Source organism: Novosphingobium sp. JCM 18896 (assembly GCF_025938095.1).
GTDB lineage: Bacteria > Pseudomonadota > Alphaproteobacteria > Sphingomonadales > Sphingomonadaceae > Novosphingobium.
In genome coordinates, this window is the sequence record NZ_JAPCZF010000005.1 from 1 (window position 1) to 15,245 (window position 15,245).

General features: G+C 61.2%; 19 protein-coding genes. 12 read left to right on the forward strand and 7 right to left on the reverse strand.

The window, feature by feature from the left end; genetic code table 11:
• Positions 1–26: 26 nt before the first annotated feature.
• A complete protein-coding gene (gene ispH, locus OLX23_RS17255) occupies positions 27–1,658 on the reverse strand; it encodes a 4-hydroxy-3-methylbut-2-enyl diphosphate reductase (protein ID WP_264446275.1) in 1,632 nt (543 codons plus the stop codon).
• A 117-nt stretch (positions 1,659–1,775) separates the two neighbouring features.
• Here ispH and OLX23_RS17260 point away from each other — a divergent pair, with 117 nt between their 5' ends.
• Complete coding sequence (locus tag OLX23_RS17260) at positions 1,776–3,248, forward strand: phytoene desaturase (protein WP_264446276.1); 1,473 nt, start codon at positions 1,776–1,778, stop codon at positions 3,246–3,248.
• 239 nt (positions 3,249–3,487) lie between these two features.
• Entirely contained in the window at positions 3,488–3,922 is a 435-nt protein-coding gene (locus tag OLX23_RS17265) for a response regulator (RefSeq protein WP_264446277.1), read from the forward strand.
• A 456-nt stretch (positions 3,923–4,378) separates the two neighbouring features.
• On the opposite strand, the gene OLX23_RS17270 is transcribed toward OLX23_RS17265, so the two are convergent.
• A complete protein-coding gene (locus OLX23_RS17270) occupies positions 4,379–4,963 on the reverse strand; it encodes a type 1 glutamine amidotransferase domain-containing protein (RefSeq protein WP_264446278.1) in 585 nt (194 codons plus the stop codon).
• 2,233 nt (positions 4,964–7,196) lie between these two features.
• Between OLX23_RS17270 and OLX23_RS17275 the strand changes: the two genes are divergently transcribed.
• The 3 genes from OLX23_RS17275 to OLX23_RS17285 are packed head-to-tail and all read left to right on the forward strand — an operon-like array spanning position 7,197 to position 7,892.
• Positions 7,197–7,322 carry a hypothetical protein gene (locus OLX23_RS17275; RefSeq protein WP_264446279.1) on the forward strand — a complete coding sequence of 42 codons (126 nt, stop codon included), beginning with the start codon at positions 7,197–7,199 and terminating at the stop codon, positions 7,320–7,322.
• Positions 7,323–7,328: 6 nt separating this feature from the next.
• The gene (locus OLX23_RS17280) at positions 7,329–7,568 is read left to right on the forward strand and encodes a hypothetical protein (protein ID WP_264446280.1); all 240 of its coding nucleotides are present in this window, start codon (positions 7,329–7,331) and stop codon (positions 7,566–7,568) included.
• Positions 7,569–7,613: 45 nt separating this feature from the next.
• On the forward strand, positions 7,614–7,892 hold the full coding sequence (locus OLX23_RS17285) for a hypothetical protein (RefSeq protein ID WP_264446281.1): 279 nt from the start codon (positions 7,614–7,616) through the stop codon (positions 7,890–7,892).
• Between the two features lie 148 nt (positions 7,893–8,040).
• On the opposite strand, the gene OLX23_RS25830 is transcribed toward OLX23_RS17285, so the two are convergent.
• The gene (locus OLX23_RS25830; protein WP_413629908.1) at positions 8,041–8,283 is read right to left on the reverse strand and encodes a DUF6894 family protein; all 243 of its coding nucleotides are present in this window, start codon (positions 8,281–8,283) and stop codon (positions 8,041–8,043) included.
• A gap of 164 nt (positions 8,284–8,447) precedes the next feature.
• Here OLX23_RS25830 and OLX23_RS17290 point away from each other — a divergent pair, with 164 nt between their 5' ends.
• Both OLX23_RS17290 and OLX23_RS17295 read left to right on the forward strand, forming a co-directional pair.
• On the forward strand, positions 8,448–8,813 hold the full coding sequence (locus tag OLX23_RS17290) for a response regulator (RefSeq protein ID WP_264446282.1): 366 nt from the start codon (positions 8,448–8,450) through the stop codon (positions 8,811–8,813).
• 86 nt (positions 8,814–8,899) lie between these two features.
• A complete protein-coding gene (locus tag OLX23_RS17295; protein ID WP_264446283.1) occupies positions 8,900–9,307 on the forward strand; it encodes a response regulator in 408 nt (135 codons plus the stop codon).
• Positions 9,308–9,320: 13 nt separating this feature from the next.
• On the opposite strand, the gene OLX23_RS17300 is transcribed toward OLX23_RS17295, so the two are convergent.
• The 4 genes from OLX23_RS17300 to OLX23_RS17315 all read right to left on the reverse strand — a co-directional run bounded on the left by OLX23_RS17300 (position 9,321) and on the right by OLX23_RS17315 (position 11,471).
• Entirely contained in the window at positions 9,321–9,584 is a 264-nt protein-coding gene (locus OLX23_RS17300; protein WP_264446284.1) for a hypothetical protein, read from the reverse strand.
• 137 nt (positions 9,585–9,721) lie between these two features.
• Positions 9,722–9,925: a hypothetical protein gene (locus OLX23_RS17305; protein ID WP_264446285.1), complete on the reverse strand. Its 204-nt coding sequence runs from the start codon at positions 9,923–9,925 to the stop codon at positions 9,722–9,724.
• A 721-nt stretch (positions 9,926–10,646) separates the two neighbouring features.
• Entirely contained in the window at positions 10,647–11,069 is a 423-nt protein-coding gene (locus tag OLX23_RS17310; RefSeq protein ID WP_264446286.1) for a HEPN domain-containing protein, read from the reverse strand.
• Positions 11,070–11,084: 15 nt separating this feature from the next.
• Positions 11,085–11,471, reverse strand: coding sequence for a nucleotidyltransferase domain-containing protein (locus OLX23_RS17315; RefSeq protein WP_264446287.1), 387 nt, complete (start codon positions 11,469–11,471; stop codon positions 11,085–11,087).
• Between the two features lie 305 nt (positions 11,472–11,776).
• Between OLX23_RS17315 and OLX23_RS17320 the strand changes: the two genes are divergently transcribed.
• From OLX23_RS17320 to OLX23_RS17340, 5 genes are all read left to right on the forward strand, one after another.
• Positions 11,777–12,526, forward strand: coding sequence for a LuxR family transcriptional regulator (locus tag OLX23_RS17320; RefSeq protein ID WP_264446288.1), 750 nt, complete (start codon positions 11,777–11,779; stop codon positions 12,524–12,526).
• A gap of 137 nt (positions 12,527–12,663) precedes the next feature.
• Positions 12,664–12,891: a helix-turn-helix domain-containing protein gene (locus OLX23_RS17325; protein WP_264446289.1), complete on the forward strand. Its 228-nt coding sequence runs from the start codon at positions 12,664–12,666 to the stop codon at positions 12,889–12,891.
• Complete coding sequence (locus OLX23_RS17330) at positions 12,884–13,423, forward strand: S26 family signal peptidase (protein WP_264446290.1); 540 nt, start codon at positions 12,884–12,886, stop codon at positions 13,421–13,423. The genes OLX23_RS17325 and OLX23_RS17330 overlap by 8 nt, the downstream gene beginning before the upstream one ends.
• Before the next feature lie 35 nt (positions 13,424–13,458).
• Positions 13,459–14,049, forward strand: coding sequence for a lytic transglycosylase domain-containing protein (locus OLX23_RS17335; RefSeq protein ID WP_264446291.1), 591 nt, complete (start codon positions 13,459–13,461; stop codon positions 14,047–14,049).
• Positions 14,050–14,686: 637 nt separating this feature from the next.
• The gene (locus tag OLX23_RS17340; protein ID WP_264446292.1) at positions 14,687–15,238 is read left to right on the forward strand and encodes a sigma-70 family RNA polymerase sigma factor; all 552 of its coding nucleotides are present in this window, start codon (positions 14,687–14,689) and stop codon (positions 15,236–15,238) included.
• The last annotated feature ends 7 nt before the right edge of the window (positions 15,239–15,245 follow it).

The window sequence follows — 15,245 nt, forward strand, 5'->3', positions numbered from 1 at the left end:
TTACGCCGTGGCGGGATGCCTCCGGGCTACGCCCTCCGCCATCCCGCCACGGCGTAAGCGCGCATCAAACCCTGGTCCCCTATTGCACGCCGATCCCGGTCCCCGTTTGCGCGCCGATTGACAGCGCCGGTCTTGCGCGCCTCGCAAGCCAGGACATAGTCGCGCGAGGGCTGGGTGGGCGGAAACAGGTCCATCATCTGACCGCCGGCGAGACCGTCCTGGCCGACCGCCCGGCTCAGCGACAGGACAAGCTTGGCACGCCTGGCCCCGTCAGGGTGGGTGCGCGGATCGGCAAGGATCTCGAAGGCAAGCGCCAGCAAGGCTTCTCCCGCAAGCACGGCCGTGGCTTCATCGAACTTGCGATGGAGCGTCGGACGGCCGCGTCTGAGGTCATCGTCATCCATACAAGGCAAGTCATCGTGAATGAGGGATTGGGCATGGACGCATTCGATAGCCGCGCCGATGCGCAAGGCCTGCCTATAGGATCCGCCGACGAGTTCGGCGACCGCAGCAACCAACATTGTGCGAAAGCGCTTCCCGACGCCGATGCAGGCGTAGCGCAAGGCCTCGGCAAGGCGATCACTACGCCCCGGAGCATTGCCGATGGCCGCATCCAGTAGCGTATCGACATCGCGGCGAAGTCGGGTTGCGCGCTCGTCCATCGATGCGGAGGGAGAGATACCGTCGAGCCATTCAAGAGCCACCGGCTTGAAGCGAACCGTTTCCTGCAGACCTGGGACCTCGCGCGGCTCAAATCCGTGTTTTTGAAGATGATCGATAACGAGCGAGATCGCCGACTCCGGCGTGGAGGCCGCCGCGGTCAGGCCGATCGTTCTGGCGTGTAGCAAGATCTCTTCGGCAATATCCTTAGGGTCCGAAACGAGCTGGACTTGCGCGCAGCCAGCGGCGCGAGATACTTCAACGAGTCGATGTCCGTTCGAGGACATCGCATCGCCAACGACGATTACCAAATCGCAGCCCGGCGCAATCGCCTCGATCGCGGCTTGCCGATTGGTCGTAGCATAGCAAATGTCGCTGGACCGCGGCCCGACGCAATCGGCGAACTGGGTTTTGATCGCCGCTATCACATCGTCCGCCTCGCGCGCGGCGAATGTCGTCTGTACGGCGTAGGCCACTGCAGTATTGGTGGGTAAGCCCAGGCCGTCGAGATCGGCGGCTTGGGACAAAACCGAGATCGCGCCGGCTGGCACCTGACCCAAAGTGCCAACGATTTCTGGATGTCCGACATGGCCGATGAGAAGGACATGCCGCCCCTGACGGAACCACCCTTCGACTTCGGCATGAACCTTGGCCACGAGCGGGCATATCGCGTCGACGACGCGCAATTCACGCTTGCGCGCGACCCTTTTCACCGTCTTAGCACTACCATGCGCAGAAAGGATTGCGATCGCCCCCTTGGGGATCTCATCGATCTCTTGCACGAATATGGCGCCCTGATCCTCTAGCGACCGGACGACAGATCGGTTATGCACGATGGCGCGCCGCACGTAGACGGGTGTTCCGTGGCGAGCCAGCGCCTGTTCGACCGTTTCGATGGCGCGCTCGACCCCCGCGCAGAAGCCGCGAGGGCTGGCGAGTAGCAGACGCCGTTCGCCGGTTATATGAGCCTGTGCTGCGCTTTCAGAATCATCCTTCACTCAGGCTAATCTATCTAGAATAGGGGCGATTGCCATTCTCCCCTTGGGACAGGTTGTCTGGCGCGGCAGGATTGCCATTTTCGATAAGGCACCCTCCAATTTAGGCGACGTCGATACATGCCCGAAATCAGATCGGCGATCGTGATCGGATCAGGATTTGGCGGACTGGCGCTCGCCATCCGACTCCAAAGCGCTGGCATTGCAACTACAATCGTGGAAGCACGTGATCGGCCAGGCGGCCGCGCCTATGTGTGGAATTGCGATGGCTACCGCTTCGATGCGGGACCAACCGTGATAACCGATCCTGCCTGCCTTGAAGAGCTTTGGGGGTTGTCTGGCAGGCGGATGGCCGACGATATTGTGCTAAAGCCAGTCGATCCGTTTTATCGGTTGATTTGGAACGACGGCGCGCAACTTGATTACTCGGGTTGGGGGGAGAGGCTCGAGGCTGAAATCGCCCGCTTCGCTCCAGGCGATCTAGAAGGATACAAGCGCTTCCTTACCTATTCCCGCGCGGTCTACGAAGAAGGCTACGTCAAGCTCGGCTCCGTGCCCTTTCTGCACTTCACCAGCATGCTGAAGGCTGCGCCGGCACTGGCGCGCCGCCAGGCGTGGCGGTCGGTCTATTCGATCGTAGCCGGGTTCGTGAAAAATGAGCGGCTGCGCCAGGCGCTGTCGTTTCACACACTGCTCGTGGGCGGCAATCCCATGAAAACCAGTGGCATCTACGCGCTCATCCATCACCTCGAGAAAAGCGGCGGCGTCTGGTTCGCCGATGGGGGAACCCATGCCCTAGTCGAAGCCATGGTGAGCCTGTTCGAACGCCTTGGCGGAACGCTGCTCCTCAACGAAGCGGTCAAGACCATCCGCCACTCCGGCACGCGCGTTACCGGGCTCGTCACCCGGTCGGGTGTGCATCTCGAAGGCGATGCTATCGCGAGCAATGCGGACATCGTATCCACCTACAAGATGCTGGAAGATTCCGCCTATGCCGCCCAAAAAGCGCGGCGCCTTGAGCGTAAGCGTTTTTCGCCCAGCCTATTCGTCGTGCATTTTGGGCTTGAAGGAAAATTTCCTGGCATCGCGCATCACTCGATCCTTTTCTCGGATCGTTATCGGCCCCTTCTCGACGACATCTACGACCGTGGGGTGCTGCCCAACGATCCATCGATCTATCTGCATCATCCCAGTGCAAACGACGATCATGCCGCGCCGCCGGGAAGGTCCACGTTCTACGCGCTGGCTCCGGTACCGCACCTGGGCAAGGCCGCCGTCGATTGGGAACAGGAAGCGTCTCGTTACCGCGATATAGTCATGCGCCGTGTGCGCGACCTTCTTATCCCGGACATCGACGAGCGCCTTGAGGTCTGTTTTCACTATACACCGCAGGACTTCACGGACGATCTCGGTGCCCATCTGGGAAGCGCGTTTAGCCTCGAGCCGATCCTGACGCAGAGCGCGTGGCTGCGGGCGCACAACCGCGACGATCACTATCAAAACCTTTATGTTGTAGGCGCGGGGACTCACCCCGGCGCGGGCATTCCGGGTGTCGTAGCCAGCGCCAAGGCTACCGCGGGCTTGATGATATGAGTGGCGTAAGCGCTATCCCTTTCAGTTTCGCTGGGCGCGAGGATGGCAAGCCCAATGACTTCAAGCGCGCTTGGAAGCCTTCCTGTGATGGCACGGCCATCGGATTGCGCCTGAACAATTCCAACCAAAATGGCGCAATTGCCGTTCGCTGTCTTGAAAACGTCGGGGTCACATCCGTTTTTTAAACAGTGTGTGAAGGTTTTCTTCCGCCCGTGATGTGATCAAGAAGGGAGCATGCAGTGGCTATCAACGTCCTTCTGGTCGAAGACGATGATGACATTCGCGAAGTGCTCACCCTAGCGCTTCATCTCGACAGCGAGATCAGCCTGACAGCCTACCATTCAGGAGAAGCTGCGCTGGCGGACATTGCAGAAAGGCAGCTCGCCTTTGATGTCGCGCTGCTGGATTACCGCTTGCCAGGCATGACCGGAATTGAGTTGCACAAGGCGCTGCGGCGGCTCCCATCATGCTGCGATCTTGTGACCGTGATGATCACGGCGAGCCTTGGAAAAGAGTATGTTGCACTCTTCCAGGCGGAGAACATAGCCGGGCTGATTTCAAAACCATTCGACGTCCTTGCAATTCCTTCCGAGGTGCGCGCTCTGACGCAGCCTCGCCAGCCAAAAGGTAATGCAATCAAATGGTTGACGGAGAGAATTCGCACGGCGAGCTAGCTGTTCGATCACAAGGCCTGGATCGTTGGGTGCCAGCAAAGCTGCCGAGCGATTGGCTGGCGTTGAAGACATAAAGACTTGCTGATCATGTGAAGTGCTGTCCCGCGGCCTCCGGCATGGACCGTCGCTTCGGCCAAGCCTATTTTGGCCAAGCCGATTTTGGCTGAGACGATTTTGGTCGAGAGCCGTCGAGGCAGCAGGTTGGTAAAAGCGGAAAATGGACTTACGACATGGCCAAGCCCCTGGTTTGGACATCTTTCCCTCCGCCTCAGGCCAGGCGCAGGGGTAGCAAGGCTGCTATCCCGGTTGATCGGGCCTGCTGGACAGGCATCAGGTCTGCTGAAACCCGGCCGGCGCGCAGCGCTTTGCTCGGCTGCCAGACGTTCAAACGCAACGCGCGCCGACGATCGCGCCATGGCATGGCTTGGCCTCAGCCATGTCTGCAGCATAGGCGTATCAGGCGCTGCCATCCCGCTTCGCTGCTTGGGTCTCGCCAGCCCGACCCTTAGCAAACCCTTCGACCAGTTTCGCGCAAAAGGCCGGCAGATCGTCTGGCGTACGGCTCGTGATCAGCGCCTCGTCGACGATAACCTCTTCATCCACCCAGCTGCCCCCCGCATTCTCGATATCCGTACGGATGCTCGAGAAAGAGGTCAGGCGCCGCCCTGCGACGACATTCGCCTCGACCAGCAGCCAGGGTGCGTGACAGATCGCAGCGACCGGCTTCTCCTGATCGAAGAACGCCTTGACGAAAGCAACCGCGTCCTTGTCTGCGCGAAGCTTGTCTGCGCCCACGCAGCCGCCCGGGATGATGAGGCCGTCAAACGCGTTTGCGGAAACCTCTGCGAAGGTCGTGTCGATCGGATATTCGCCGCCGGGATCAAGGTCTTTATTGTTGGTCTTGGCCTTGCCGCTTTTCAGGCTGATGACCGTGACCTCGGCGCCTGCCTGTTCGGCAGCGCACTTGGGCTCGACGAACTCCGGTTCCTCGGTCCCGCGCGGCGCGACCAGTATCGCGATGGATTTGCCTTCTAGGGACATGGCTTTGTCTCTCGATATGTGTGCCGGCAAAACCAGGCTGGTAAAGCCGGCTGTGTGATGCCGACATATGCCCGGCTTGCCACCATAACGGACTTGGCCGCGAGCCTGTTCCATTTGGTCGCGCAAGCTTTGCGCAAGCTAGCCCCGGAACGCGGCCCCGCCGCCCCGTCCGCTATCCCAAGTCTTGGTCCTGGCGCTGGCATCGCCGCTCGTCATTCTCCGCCCCATGTCAGTCCTGACGCGCTGCTCACCGTTCGGCAGTGCGTCCCCGCGGCGAAGGGCCGTTTCCGACATCGTTCCCAAATTGATGCGCCAGGGGGGAAGGCCGCACGGACGCCGAGTGCTTGCCTGCACGTTCTCACGCTTTCCCCCACTCGGCACCTTATCGTTGGAGGGATGCGACCATCTAGAGGCGCTGATCGACTTATTCTCCGCGAAGTCGTACCATCAGGGGACGATAGCCAATAACCGCTTCCCCCTATCTGTTTTATAGTCCTAGGCCGGCGAATGATCCTGCGCATCGCCATCGTGTCAGTCGCCGTCTTTCTCGTCGGCGCCAGTCTGTACAACGCTTAGGCGGCGGCCTCTGCAACCCTTCAAGCCCGTTTTACACAGTTGCGAGCGCGGGCCTGTTCGCCGTCGGGCCCAGTCGACGACGATCGCGGCCTGCTCGTCTAAGCGGCCAAGCCCTTGGACGAAGGTTTTCTTGTCGGCCGATAACCGGATCAGCTAAGTGGGTGATGGCAGGCTTGCCGCGGTGGTATTGGCAACAGTGAAAATCCAGGCAACCGGATCACGCTTGCCAAGTACGCGTGCATCGCCAGGCTTGGATGGCTTGGTCCCGGTTGGCAGACCAGTCAGCGCAACGCGCCGTTTCGTTGCGCCGAAAATGCCCATGGTAAGCTGAAAATGGAGGGCTGCGATGATATCCGTTTGACAGGCTGGTCTTGTTGACGAGGCGACTAACTATACCGGCAGAGTCGATCCTGCGGTTGGGGCACAAGTCGGAGGCAGAGGGGGCGGCTCGAAAATCTCGGTTGGCCCTATTCCCTGGGAACACGGCTGTCGTCATCGTCCGAGGCCTTTCGCAGCTGCTGCCATACTGCCCTTCTTTTTGCTGAAAAAGCGCAAGGGGATCGTTTGGCGAATGGGTACCAGCGAGACGCTGGCGGCCGCGAACTCGGCTTCCAACGAGGGCGGCGGGGATATCGAAACTAGTTGGTTAAAGGCATCGCGAAGGCGATGGCTCGCCCGTTGAAGTCTATCGGGCGAGCGCTTAGCTCGCGCACCTCAAGAATGGACTGGGCGCTTGGGTAGAGCCGGGCGCCCAATCTCCGTACTGCTACGGGGGGGGGCTCGGTGCTTTTTTGGGCTCCGCCAAGGGGCGTCGTTCTCGATCAAAAAAGCAAGGGCACGACCTACCCCGCTTGGTTTTCGGACGGATGCTTGCTTTGAGGTTGGAGAACGCGTTCGCCGGCGTTGCCTGCTACAGAGTACTCTGGCCCAAGAAGTTCGAGCCTTATCGGCGCCAGATCATGTCCGCCTCCATGATCGCCATGCGTGGCGGCTGCAACGCAAAGGCGAGGTCCCGCACGTCATCTGCGACTGGATCGTCGATCATGACGCCATGCCGCGCTCGCTCGGGCGCGCGGATTTTCGGTTCAGCCGGGCCGCGGCGACGACGCGACGCATAGCACCGGTTTTGACCCGCGCGATCCAAGCCTCCCGCGTGGCCGCACGCTGGCTTCACCCCTATTAGGGCCGCCAGGCGAGCACGATGAGATCGTACGCATTCGCAGTCATGACTTCCATAGATGCCAAGGCGCGCGTCAGCGGGATGATCCAGCGCGGATTCAATGTCCTGTGAGAAGCGACCGCCGACAGGCAAAAAGTCCAAACGCGCGGTGTGGCGCTCTCGCTCTGCGTGCTGCGCGGCCGTTGCCCGGATGAATGCCTTGTCGCCTTCTGGGAAGCTGCCGAGTCGGATCACGACATCGGTCGCAGCCGGGGGGGCACGCGGCCTACAACAGCATCGTGCGCCAAGTGCGCACGCGCGTTGCATTCGTGGATACCCTGCGACCATGATACCGCCCCATGGATTACTTAGGGGGGAGGGTCGGCGCCCCACGGTCGCTAGGCCGAATTAGCGCTGGGCCTAGCGAAAAGGCCCGCCGACTTTCTCGACGTTGAAACCTGAGCGGATTGCCTCAATGCCAGCTTCGGAGATGGAAACATGACAAAGGATCTTGAGGTGCCGATGGAGTTGTTCAGCTCCATCCCGGACGATGCCGACGAATTCACCAAACGCTACATGCGCGCTCAGACGGTGATCCAGTCCGCCTTCTTTTCGCTGGGCTAGCGCGACGTGTCGCCCGGCGAGGCGACACTCGACTATGCCGAGCTCGAGAACATTCTTTGCATGGCCCAGGCGATGCTCATCGCAGGCGATGACAGCCTGAAGACCAAGCGCGACGTTCGTCTGCGCGCGGAGGAGCACGCTAAGATCGTGCGCAGCGCCGCCGAAATGCTGAAGGACGCAGGCGACCGGCAGGCGATCGACCTTCTCGAGATGATGCGCCTTCGCAGGTCCAACCCTGCCAACTGAGAAACACCATGGAAAATCCAAAATCGATGAAGAGATTGCGGGCGCTTGCTGCAGCCCAAATTACCCGCATGGTTGAAGCGGGCGCTGTTTCACTCTCACGGACGCAGCCCCGATGCCGTGCTGGAAGGGATCATTCACGGTCTCGCCATGGTCATCGAACAGGCACCGCAATGCCGAACCAAACGCGGTTTGCGCGATATCAGCCAGGGCTATGGCAAGCTGCTCGTCCAGCGGGCCGGGCAGTCTCGGGCAGCGTTCGACGAAACGGGGGGCATCCACATGCATGAGGACGACGCTACGAGCAGAGTTTCAAAACTGAATTGACTCCGGCCAGGCCCGACATTGTGACGCCGGCGTATCAAAGGTTGATCGCGAGGTTCGACCCTTGGGGCTCGGGGCCTCTTGAACGTCATTTCGATTGGAATGGCCTGCATTGAGCCTCGGAAACAGGCAGGCCGTCCGGAACCGCATCTTAGACCCGCACCGTCTCAAGAATGTTACCCTCTCGATCCTCAACGGTGACGTAGGCATCGGGATCGAAGCGACCGTCCAGGATCGCTATGCTGAGCATTTCGCGAAGGCCCAGGCGCGCGGAATGCAGAGCAGCACACTGATTGGGGTAGTCCGCGCCCTCTTCGTCCCGGACAATCTTGGAATTCGTGCTCGACGTAAAAAAGAACCTTGGCATGGGGTGTCTACGCCGAAGATGCGGCATCGGTTGCCTCGGCAATCTCCGCCCAACGCCATCAGGCGGGCGCCCCGCGTCAGGATGCGCCTCTGCACAAATTGGAGGCTCCGTAACATAAGCTACAGATCAATGCCCTCTGGCGGGGCATGACCCGCGCATTCAAAGACTCGGTCGCAGCGTGAGTGAAAAAGATGGACAGCCCCGTCAAGCGGATCCTCCTGGTCGAGGACGAGCCACTTATCGCCATGGTTTTGGAAACGATTGTATCGGAGGCGGGATATTCCCCCGTCGGACCCGCCGCCGATCGGAACGCAGCGCTCGCCTTGCTCGAAACGCGGAATGTGGATGCCGCAATCCTAGACTATCGGTTGGGCGAGGAGAGTGCTGACCTTTTGGCTGACGAGCTTGATCGGCGCCGCATACCCTGGCTCCTCGCCACAGGTTTTGACCGGCAAGCTTTGCCCGAGCGGTACTCGAGCGCCCCAGTCGTTGCCAAGCCTTTCGGTGAAGACGACGTCAGGGCCGCTCTTGAACGGCTGCTTTTGCGCAACGACTGATAGGTCAGATCCGCGCCGGGCGAAACCTAGGATCGGTTAGCATGGCATCTGGAAACCAATGAGCGGTAACGGCGCTTATTTGCAGGATGTCTGAATCAACCTCGCCCTATGCCCTTGTAGTCGATGACAATGTCATGGTGCTCATGCACGCCTGTGACATCCTCGAAGAGGCGGGCTTCCGCTTCTACGAGGCGTCCACGGGGGATGCCGCAGCAGAGCTGCTGAACGACGTAGCCAGCAATGTGACATTATTGTTCACCGACGTGGAAATGCCGGGCGTTTTGGACGGCTTTGCCTTGGCAAGGCTAGTGAGCGAGCGATGGAGCCATATCGAAATCGTCGTGGCCAGCGGCGGGCTCAGGCCGGAGCCCGGAGACCTGCCCGATAGAGCGATTTTCATTGGAAAACCATTCGACGCCAGTCTGGTCCACGATCATCTTCGCCGCATACTTCCCGACGGAAAGCAGCCCGCCCAATTGAAGAAAGCGGTCTAGCTGCCAGCATGACCTAGTAATCGAGATCGGCGTAGCTCAGCATGTCGCCATTCGGCAGTATGACGCGATCGCGGCCCAGGATGGTGACAACGGGGCAGGCGTGCTCGACCTCCCGGGCCCGCGCGATACTTACCACCCCCTCGTACTTTGCCGGTTCGAGCCGAAATTGAAGCGTGCGATAAGCCAGGATGCGAGGTTTGCCGAGAATTTCGAGCATGCCATGCTGATCTGTAGTCAATGTCGAAAGGTCAAAATCGGGCACGTCGAGACCGGCCATAGGCCCTCCGCTTGAAACCATTCTGCGGATAGCGGCGGTTGTCGCAGCGCGATAGAGGTGATCGCCGCCTCGGTGGAAACGGCGATCGATTTTTTTGATACTGGGCTGGAGCGCCCCAGCACAACATTCAACACAAGTCAGTCCACGGAATTGCGGCCCGAACCCACGATGCGCTCTTTGATCGACGCGAGAAGCTGTCGCCGCAGGCTTCGGCTGTCGAGGTGGTCGTCGATCCGTTCATACCCCTCGCGTTTCAGCTGAGCGCGTATCTGTGCGACGTCGTTGCACGTACCCATTCTTGCGATTTCGAACGCTCGCGCCACTGGATTGTGAAAGTTCATTGGCAGGCTCTACGTCCTCATTCTGGGCCAGGTTCGCGGCGAGAAGACGGGCGACATTCTCCGCGACGATCAATCGGCAAAATCCCCTCGCTGCACATGGTGGGCAACAGCGAGGGGCAAGGGGTCCGGCCGCCGCGGGGCCGCCCGATTGGTCGGGTCTAGCGACGACCGCACGCACCGTGTCGCCGAACTTTGGCGGCCTTAATAACACAGGTTAAAACGTGGGCGCAGGCGCGGTCGGATGACCCTCGCTGGCGACAGGACGAGGTGCGGCGTTGTCGCTGCGGAGGCTTGTGCTGCCTTTAAAGTTGGGGGAGACGGCCGCCGCCCGTTATCGATTTGAGGTAGCGACTGACTAACGGGACCTTTGGGGCGTGATGTTTAAGCTTGTCCGGAACGGGGCCCGCTATGCCGAGTGCGCAGAATATAGAAGCTTCATGATTGCCGGGTGGCGCCGCCTCTTCCTGCGGTGAGAGGGGCACCACGCCGTAGTGGCATCAGGCGGTGCGGGCAGGCGCGCGAGCTGTGCCATGACAGCGTTATGGAGATCCTGTCGTCGCCTTCGAAAGCTTTCACAAGAAGGTCGTAGCAAGATCGATGATAAAGGTTGTATGTGAAACCTTGAATAAGGCTAGTGCTCGATCTCCGGTGTGCAAGCTTTTTGGCTGGGCCGGCATGCGAACAAAGCCAGCGTCACGCCGCATGGCTGAGCATCAACTGACTAACGTGCTAGGTCCGCTATCCTCGCGTTGCCAGCACGCTCCACGAGATCTCGAAGCCTTTTTACGGACGCGTACATGGAGTGCAGGTCCTCGATCGTGACGTGGTAGTTCGGCGAGTATCTCGCATCCACGTACGCCCGCTTCAGCAGTTCGAAGCGCCGGCGATCAAGCTTTGTCGACTGCGACCATGCCTCAGCCAGCTTGGGCTCCTTACCTTCGGATAGAGATCTCAAGAATTTGATATTGTGAGCTTTTGGGAAGTAGAACGTCGATGTGAGCAGGAAGCAAGCGTAGGCGCGTTCAGCGGCCTGATGCAAAGTGAAGGCTGCATCGTTTGGTGAGCCATCGGACATGTAGAATTTCGCACCGCGCAATGCCCGGTCGACTTTCTCCAAGCCGTCCGAGTAATATCGCTCAGCCATCTGCACGGCGTAAAACTATGATAGCGGCTTCGCTGCCGCCAACGGGTGGCCGGGCAACTCGTAAAGCGTGATCCCATCGCGCACGATGTCGGCCCAGAAATACTCGCCGCGTTGGAGCGCATTGTTCACGTCGGTGAGGTCGTGGACGATGATGTTGACCTGGCGGCCGATGCTCTCGTCCCGCAGCATGCGGTCCTCGGCGATGTACCAGTATTCCGCGATGTCGGTCAGCTTCTCATGGCTGACCACGACCAGCAGGTCGAAATCGGAATGATAGCCGCCGACCGGGTCGTCAACCCAGTCGCTGCGTGCGTAGGAGCCGAACAAGATAATTTTGAAGATCTTGCCGCTGCGCTTCCACGCCGAGGTCCCGAGCGCGATCGCCTTGTCGAACTCCTCCATGAGGATCTTCGTCGCGCGCGCCAGATCGTCCTGCTGCTTGGCGCACGCTTGTCCTATGCCGCTTTCGCTAGGGTGCGTCGAGACGCAGTGGTGGCCTTGAGCACGATCTCCAGGCTTGCTTCAGGATAGGGTGAACTCGAGGAGTGCGAAGACATCGCGAGTCGATTCATCGAATATCGAGCCGATTCTTGATGTCTCGTCGGTGAAAGAGGCTTGGTACGGCAATGCCGCTGAGTATATTTCGAATATATTTATAATCGGGAATCGCACATGCCCTATCGTGATGGCATCTGCTCATGAGAGCGGTGGGTCTGACTGATTTCACCGAGCGCATCGGTGAGATCGATCGAGCCAGAACAATAGAGGAGGTATCGGACCTTCTCGAACAATTCACGCAAGAAGCTGGCTTTCGATATTTCGCGCTAGCGCATCATACCGACCCGGCCAATCTGCCAAACCGCTTCCTGTTGCTCGAAAACTACCCCCGGACTTGGGTCGACGAATACACGTCATCGGGGCACTATCGACATGACCCGGTGCGCCGCCTCGCAGGACTTCGTCCTGGGACATTTGTCTGGAGTGAATTGCCCGCGCGCCTCACCTTGTCGCGCAAGGAAGTCGACGTTCTGGCGCGCGCGCAGGCGGCCGGGCTCGGCGAGGGCTTCACTGTAAGCCTCTATGCCCATGGCGATCGCCAGGCGAGCTGCTCCTTCGTTTGCGCAACCGGCGAGCCCCTGCCGACGATCGCCTTGCCCGCCGCTGAGATGATCGCGCGTCATGCCTTTACTCGCCTGTTCGACATCCTCCATCCCACGGTCCTCGACGTCCCGCATCTGGCCCCACGCCAGTTGCAGTGCGTGCTGCTGATGGCGCAGGGCAAGACCGACGCCGAGATCGCGATCATCCTCGGCATTGCCGAGGAAACCGTGACCCAATACATCAACGATGCCAGAAGTCGCTTCGGTGTGACCAGACGGTCTCAGCTCTCGGCCGCCGTGGCAAGCTACGGGCTCATCAGCGCCCGCGAAGTCCTTTGCGGTGATACTCCCCCTTAAGGGGGAATTGCACAGCTCCCGTTCTCATAGCCCAATAGAACCTCATCTCGACTCCGGCCGATAGCGCCGGGTGCCGAGCGGCTTCGACCGATGGCGTATCCTGATTTCGGGACGCGGCCTGGATGCAGGAGGCGTTTGTGATCGATGACGAAATGGCGCGGGCCACGCGTGCAAGGCGCGCAAATCCCTTCCTCAACTCGCAGCAGGCCGCCGAATTCCTGCGCCTCTCGCATCGCCATCTCGAGCGCATGCGCAGCCGCGGACAAGGGCCACGGTTCCGCCGCCATTCCCGCTACGTCTGGTATCACGTCGACGATCTCATCCGCTGGTCCGAGAGCACGAGCGGGAGACCCTTCCATGCCTGAAGAGATGCGTTCTATGGCGCGAGCGGGCTCGGAAGTCCGATCGGGGATTCTGGCGGCGAGTGCGCTCGCCTTCGCATTCCTCGCGGTTCCGCCCGCGGCGCGCCCGTCACCGGTCCTCCTGTGGAACGTGACGGCCAGTGTGCCGACGGGACTGTATAGCCTGGGAGGCAGCGCTGCGATCGAGCGCGGTGATCTGGTCGCGGCCCGTCTGCCCCCACGGGTGCGGTCGCTTGCGGCCGAGCGGCGGTATGTCCCTGCCAGTGTACCCGTTATCAAGCGCGTCGCGGGCGTCTCCGGCGACCTTGTTTGTGGGATGGGCGCGCAGGTCACCGTGAACGGTAGGACCGTCGCAATGCGACGGCAGTGGGACGGTGCGAGACGTCTCTTGCCGAAATGGCAGGGCTGCGAGCGACTGTCGGCGAGCCGAGTATTCCTCCTGGGCGACGCTCCCGATTCCTTCGACGGCCGCTATTTCGGGGTGATCGAGAGCGCTTGCGTCCTGGGCGAGGCGAGTCTGCTGTGGCGATCGTGAGACTGGCGAGAGTTGTCCTCGCAGTCGCCCTTGGAGTGGGCACGCCCGCACCGATACGCGCCGATGAGGTCGCCCGGTGGCGGCCCTTCATCGAGGAGGCATCGAACCGCTTCGGCGTGCCCGTCGCGTGGATCGAGCGCGTCATGAAGACGGAGAGCGCTGGGCGAACGCGGCTCGGGGGACGCCCCATCGTCAGTTCGGCCGGCGCGATGGGCCTCATGCAGCTCATGCCGCGAACCTGGGCGGACATGCGCGCGAAGCTGGGGCTCGGCGCCGATCCCCACGAGCCGCGAGACAACATTCTCGCAGGGACTGCTTACCTACGGCTCATGTACGACCAGTTCGGCTACCCGGGCCTCTTCGGCGCCTACAATGCGGGGCCGGGGCGCTATGCCGAATATCTGAGCGGCGGGCGCTCGCTCCCCGGTGAAACCCGGAGCTATATGGCCGCGACGGCCGGCTCTCGTCCGAGCAGGTTCGTCGGGGGTTCGCAAGCGATCGGCGTGGTCACAGTCGAGGGTGAGGCGAGACGCGCGGGAACTTCGCCCGTCGGGATATTCTTCGATCTCTCGGCGTCGCCAAGGGCGTCGCGGCAGGACGGGATCTTCGTACGCCCGCAACCCTGACCCGGCGTCCGGTCACCGGTGACGGTGGCAGCTCTTGCGTTTGCTTCCGCTGCTTGTCGCCGCTTGCGTCGTTGGTGCGGATGTTGGCGGGTTGGCTCGTTGATGGCCATTCGGTCTTGAGCCGACATTGCTGCCGGCCCGTGTCGCCATGAGGGGGTGGGACATCCGGGCCACGAAACGTCCCGGGACCGGAACGCGCCGGGCTTTGGGCGGAGCCTGGACATGGCACCGGCGACCCGGATGCCCCGGCAAAATGTGCGGGCAAGCGGCGGTGAACCCAAGTCCGCTGGGCGGTCTTTCGACGGCAATCGCCTCCATTGTTGAAGCATCCCTATCATCTGCGGCGTGCCGGCGCGGTGTGAGGCTTGCAATAGGCGGGCCGGACTCTAGAATCTTCGATTGCGCTCATTCGAAGCGCCGAGGCGCGAGATCCTCGCACAGGTCAGACAGTCTCGCCAGGCGGTTTGGAAGCTCCAAGGCCCCGGGTGATTGGCGCGCATGTACAGGCATGATTCCATGCTAAAGGCGCCGATGCTGGCTTCGCGCGACGGTCCCGATTACCGGCTAGACCGGCGCCTTGCCAGGAGAGGCCCATGGCGACGAGCATCGCGCGCTGGCGCGCGGCCCGAGCTCTCTCGTGCGTCTGAAGATCTGGCGCTACCGCCGCGCTCTCGCAGAAGCTGGCGAGAATGCCGACGAGGATCTCGCGGCGCTCTACGAAGCCGAGGCATCGAGGTTGAGGCGGCGGCTGTCGCGCAGCGCGAACCCCGACCGTGCCGCGGACCTCGTCCAGTCGGCCTTCCTGCGCCTGCTGCGGATCGGCCGCGCGCGCCGCGATGCGGTAGAGCGGCCCTATGCCCATCTGGCGCGCGTGGCCGACAATCTGGCCATGGACCAGTCTAGGCGGGCAGAGGGGCGGGCGACTTTCGTCGCGATCGAGGAGCAGTGCGACTATCCGGCTGCGGCCGATTTCCAGGTCATGCTCGAGGCCCGCGACATCTTGCGCCGCGTCGACCAGGCGATCCATCGCCTTCCCGACCGTACTCGCGAGATTTTTCTGGCGCATCGTTTCGACGATCTGACCTATGCTCAGATCGCGGCCCGGATGGGGATAAGCGTCAAGACGGTCGAGAAGCACATCTCGCTCGCCTTGCGCGCGCTGCACAGGGCCAGCGGAGGAAAACCATGAACGGCAG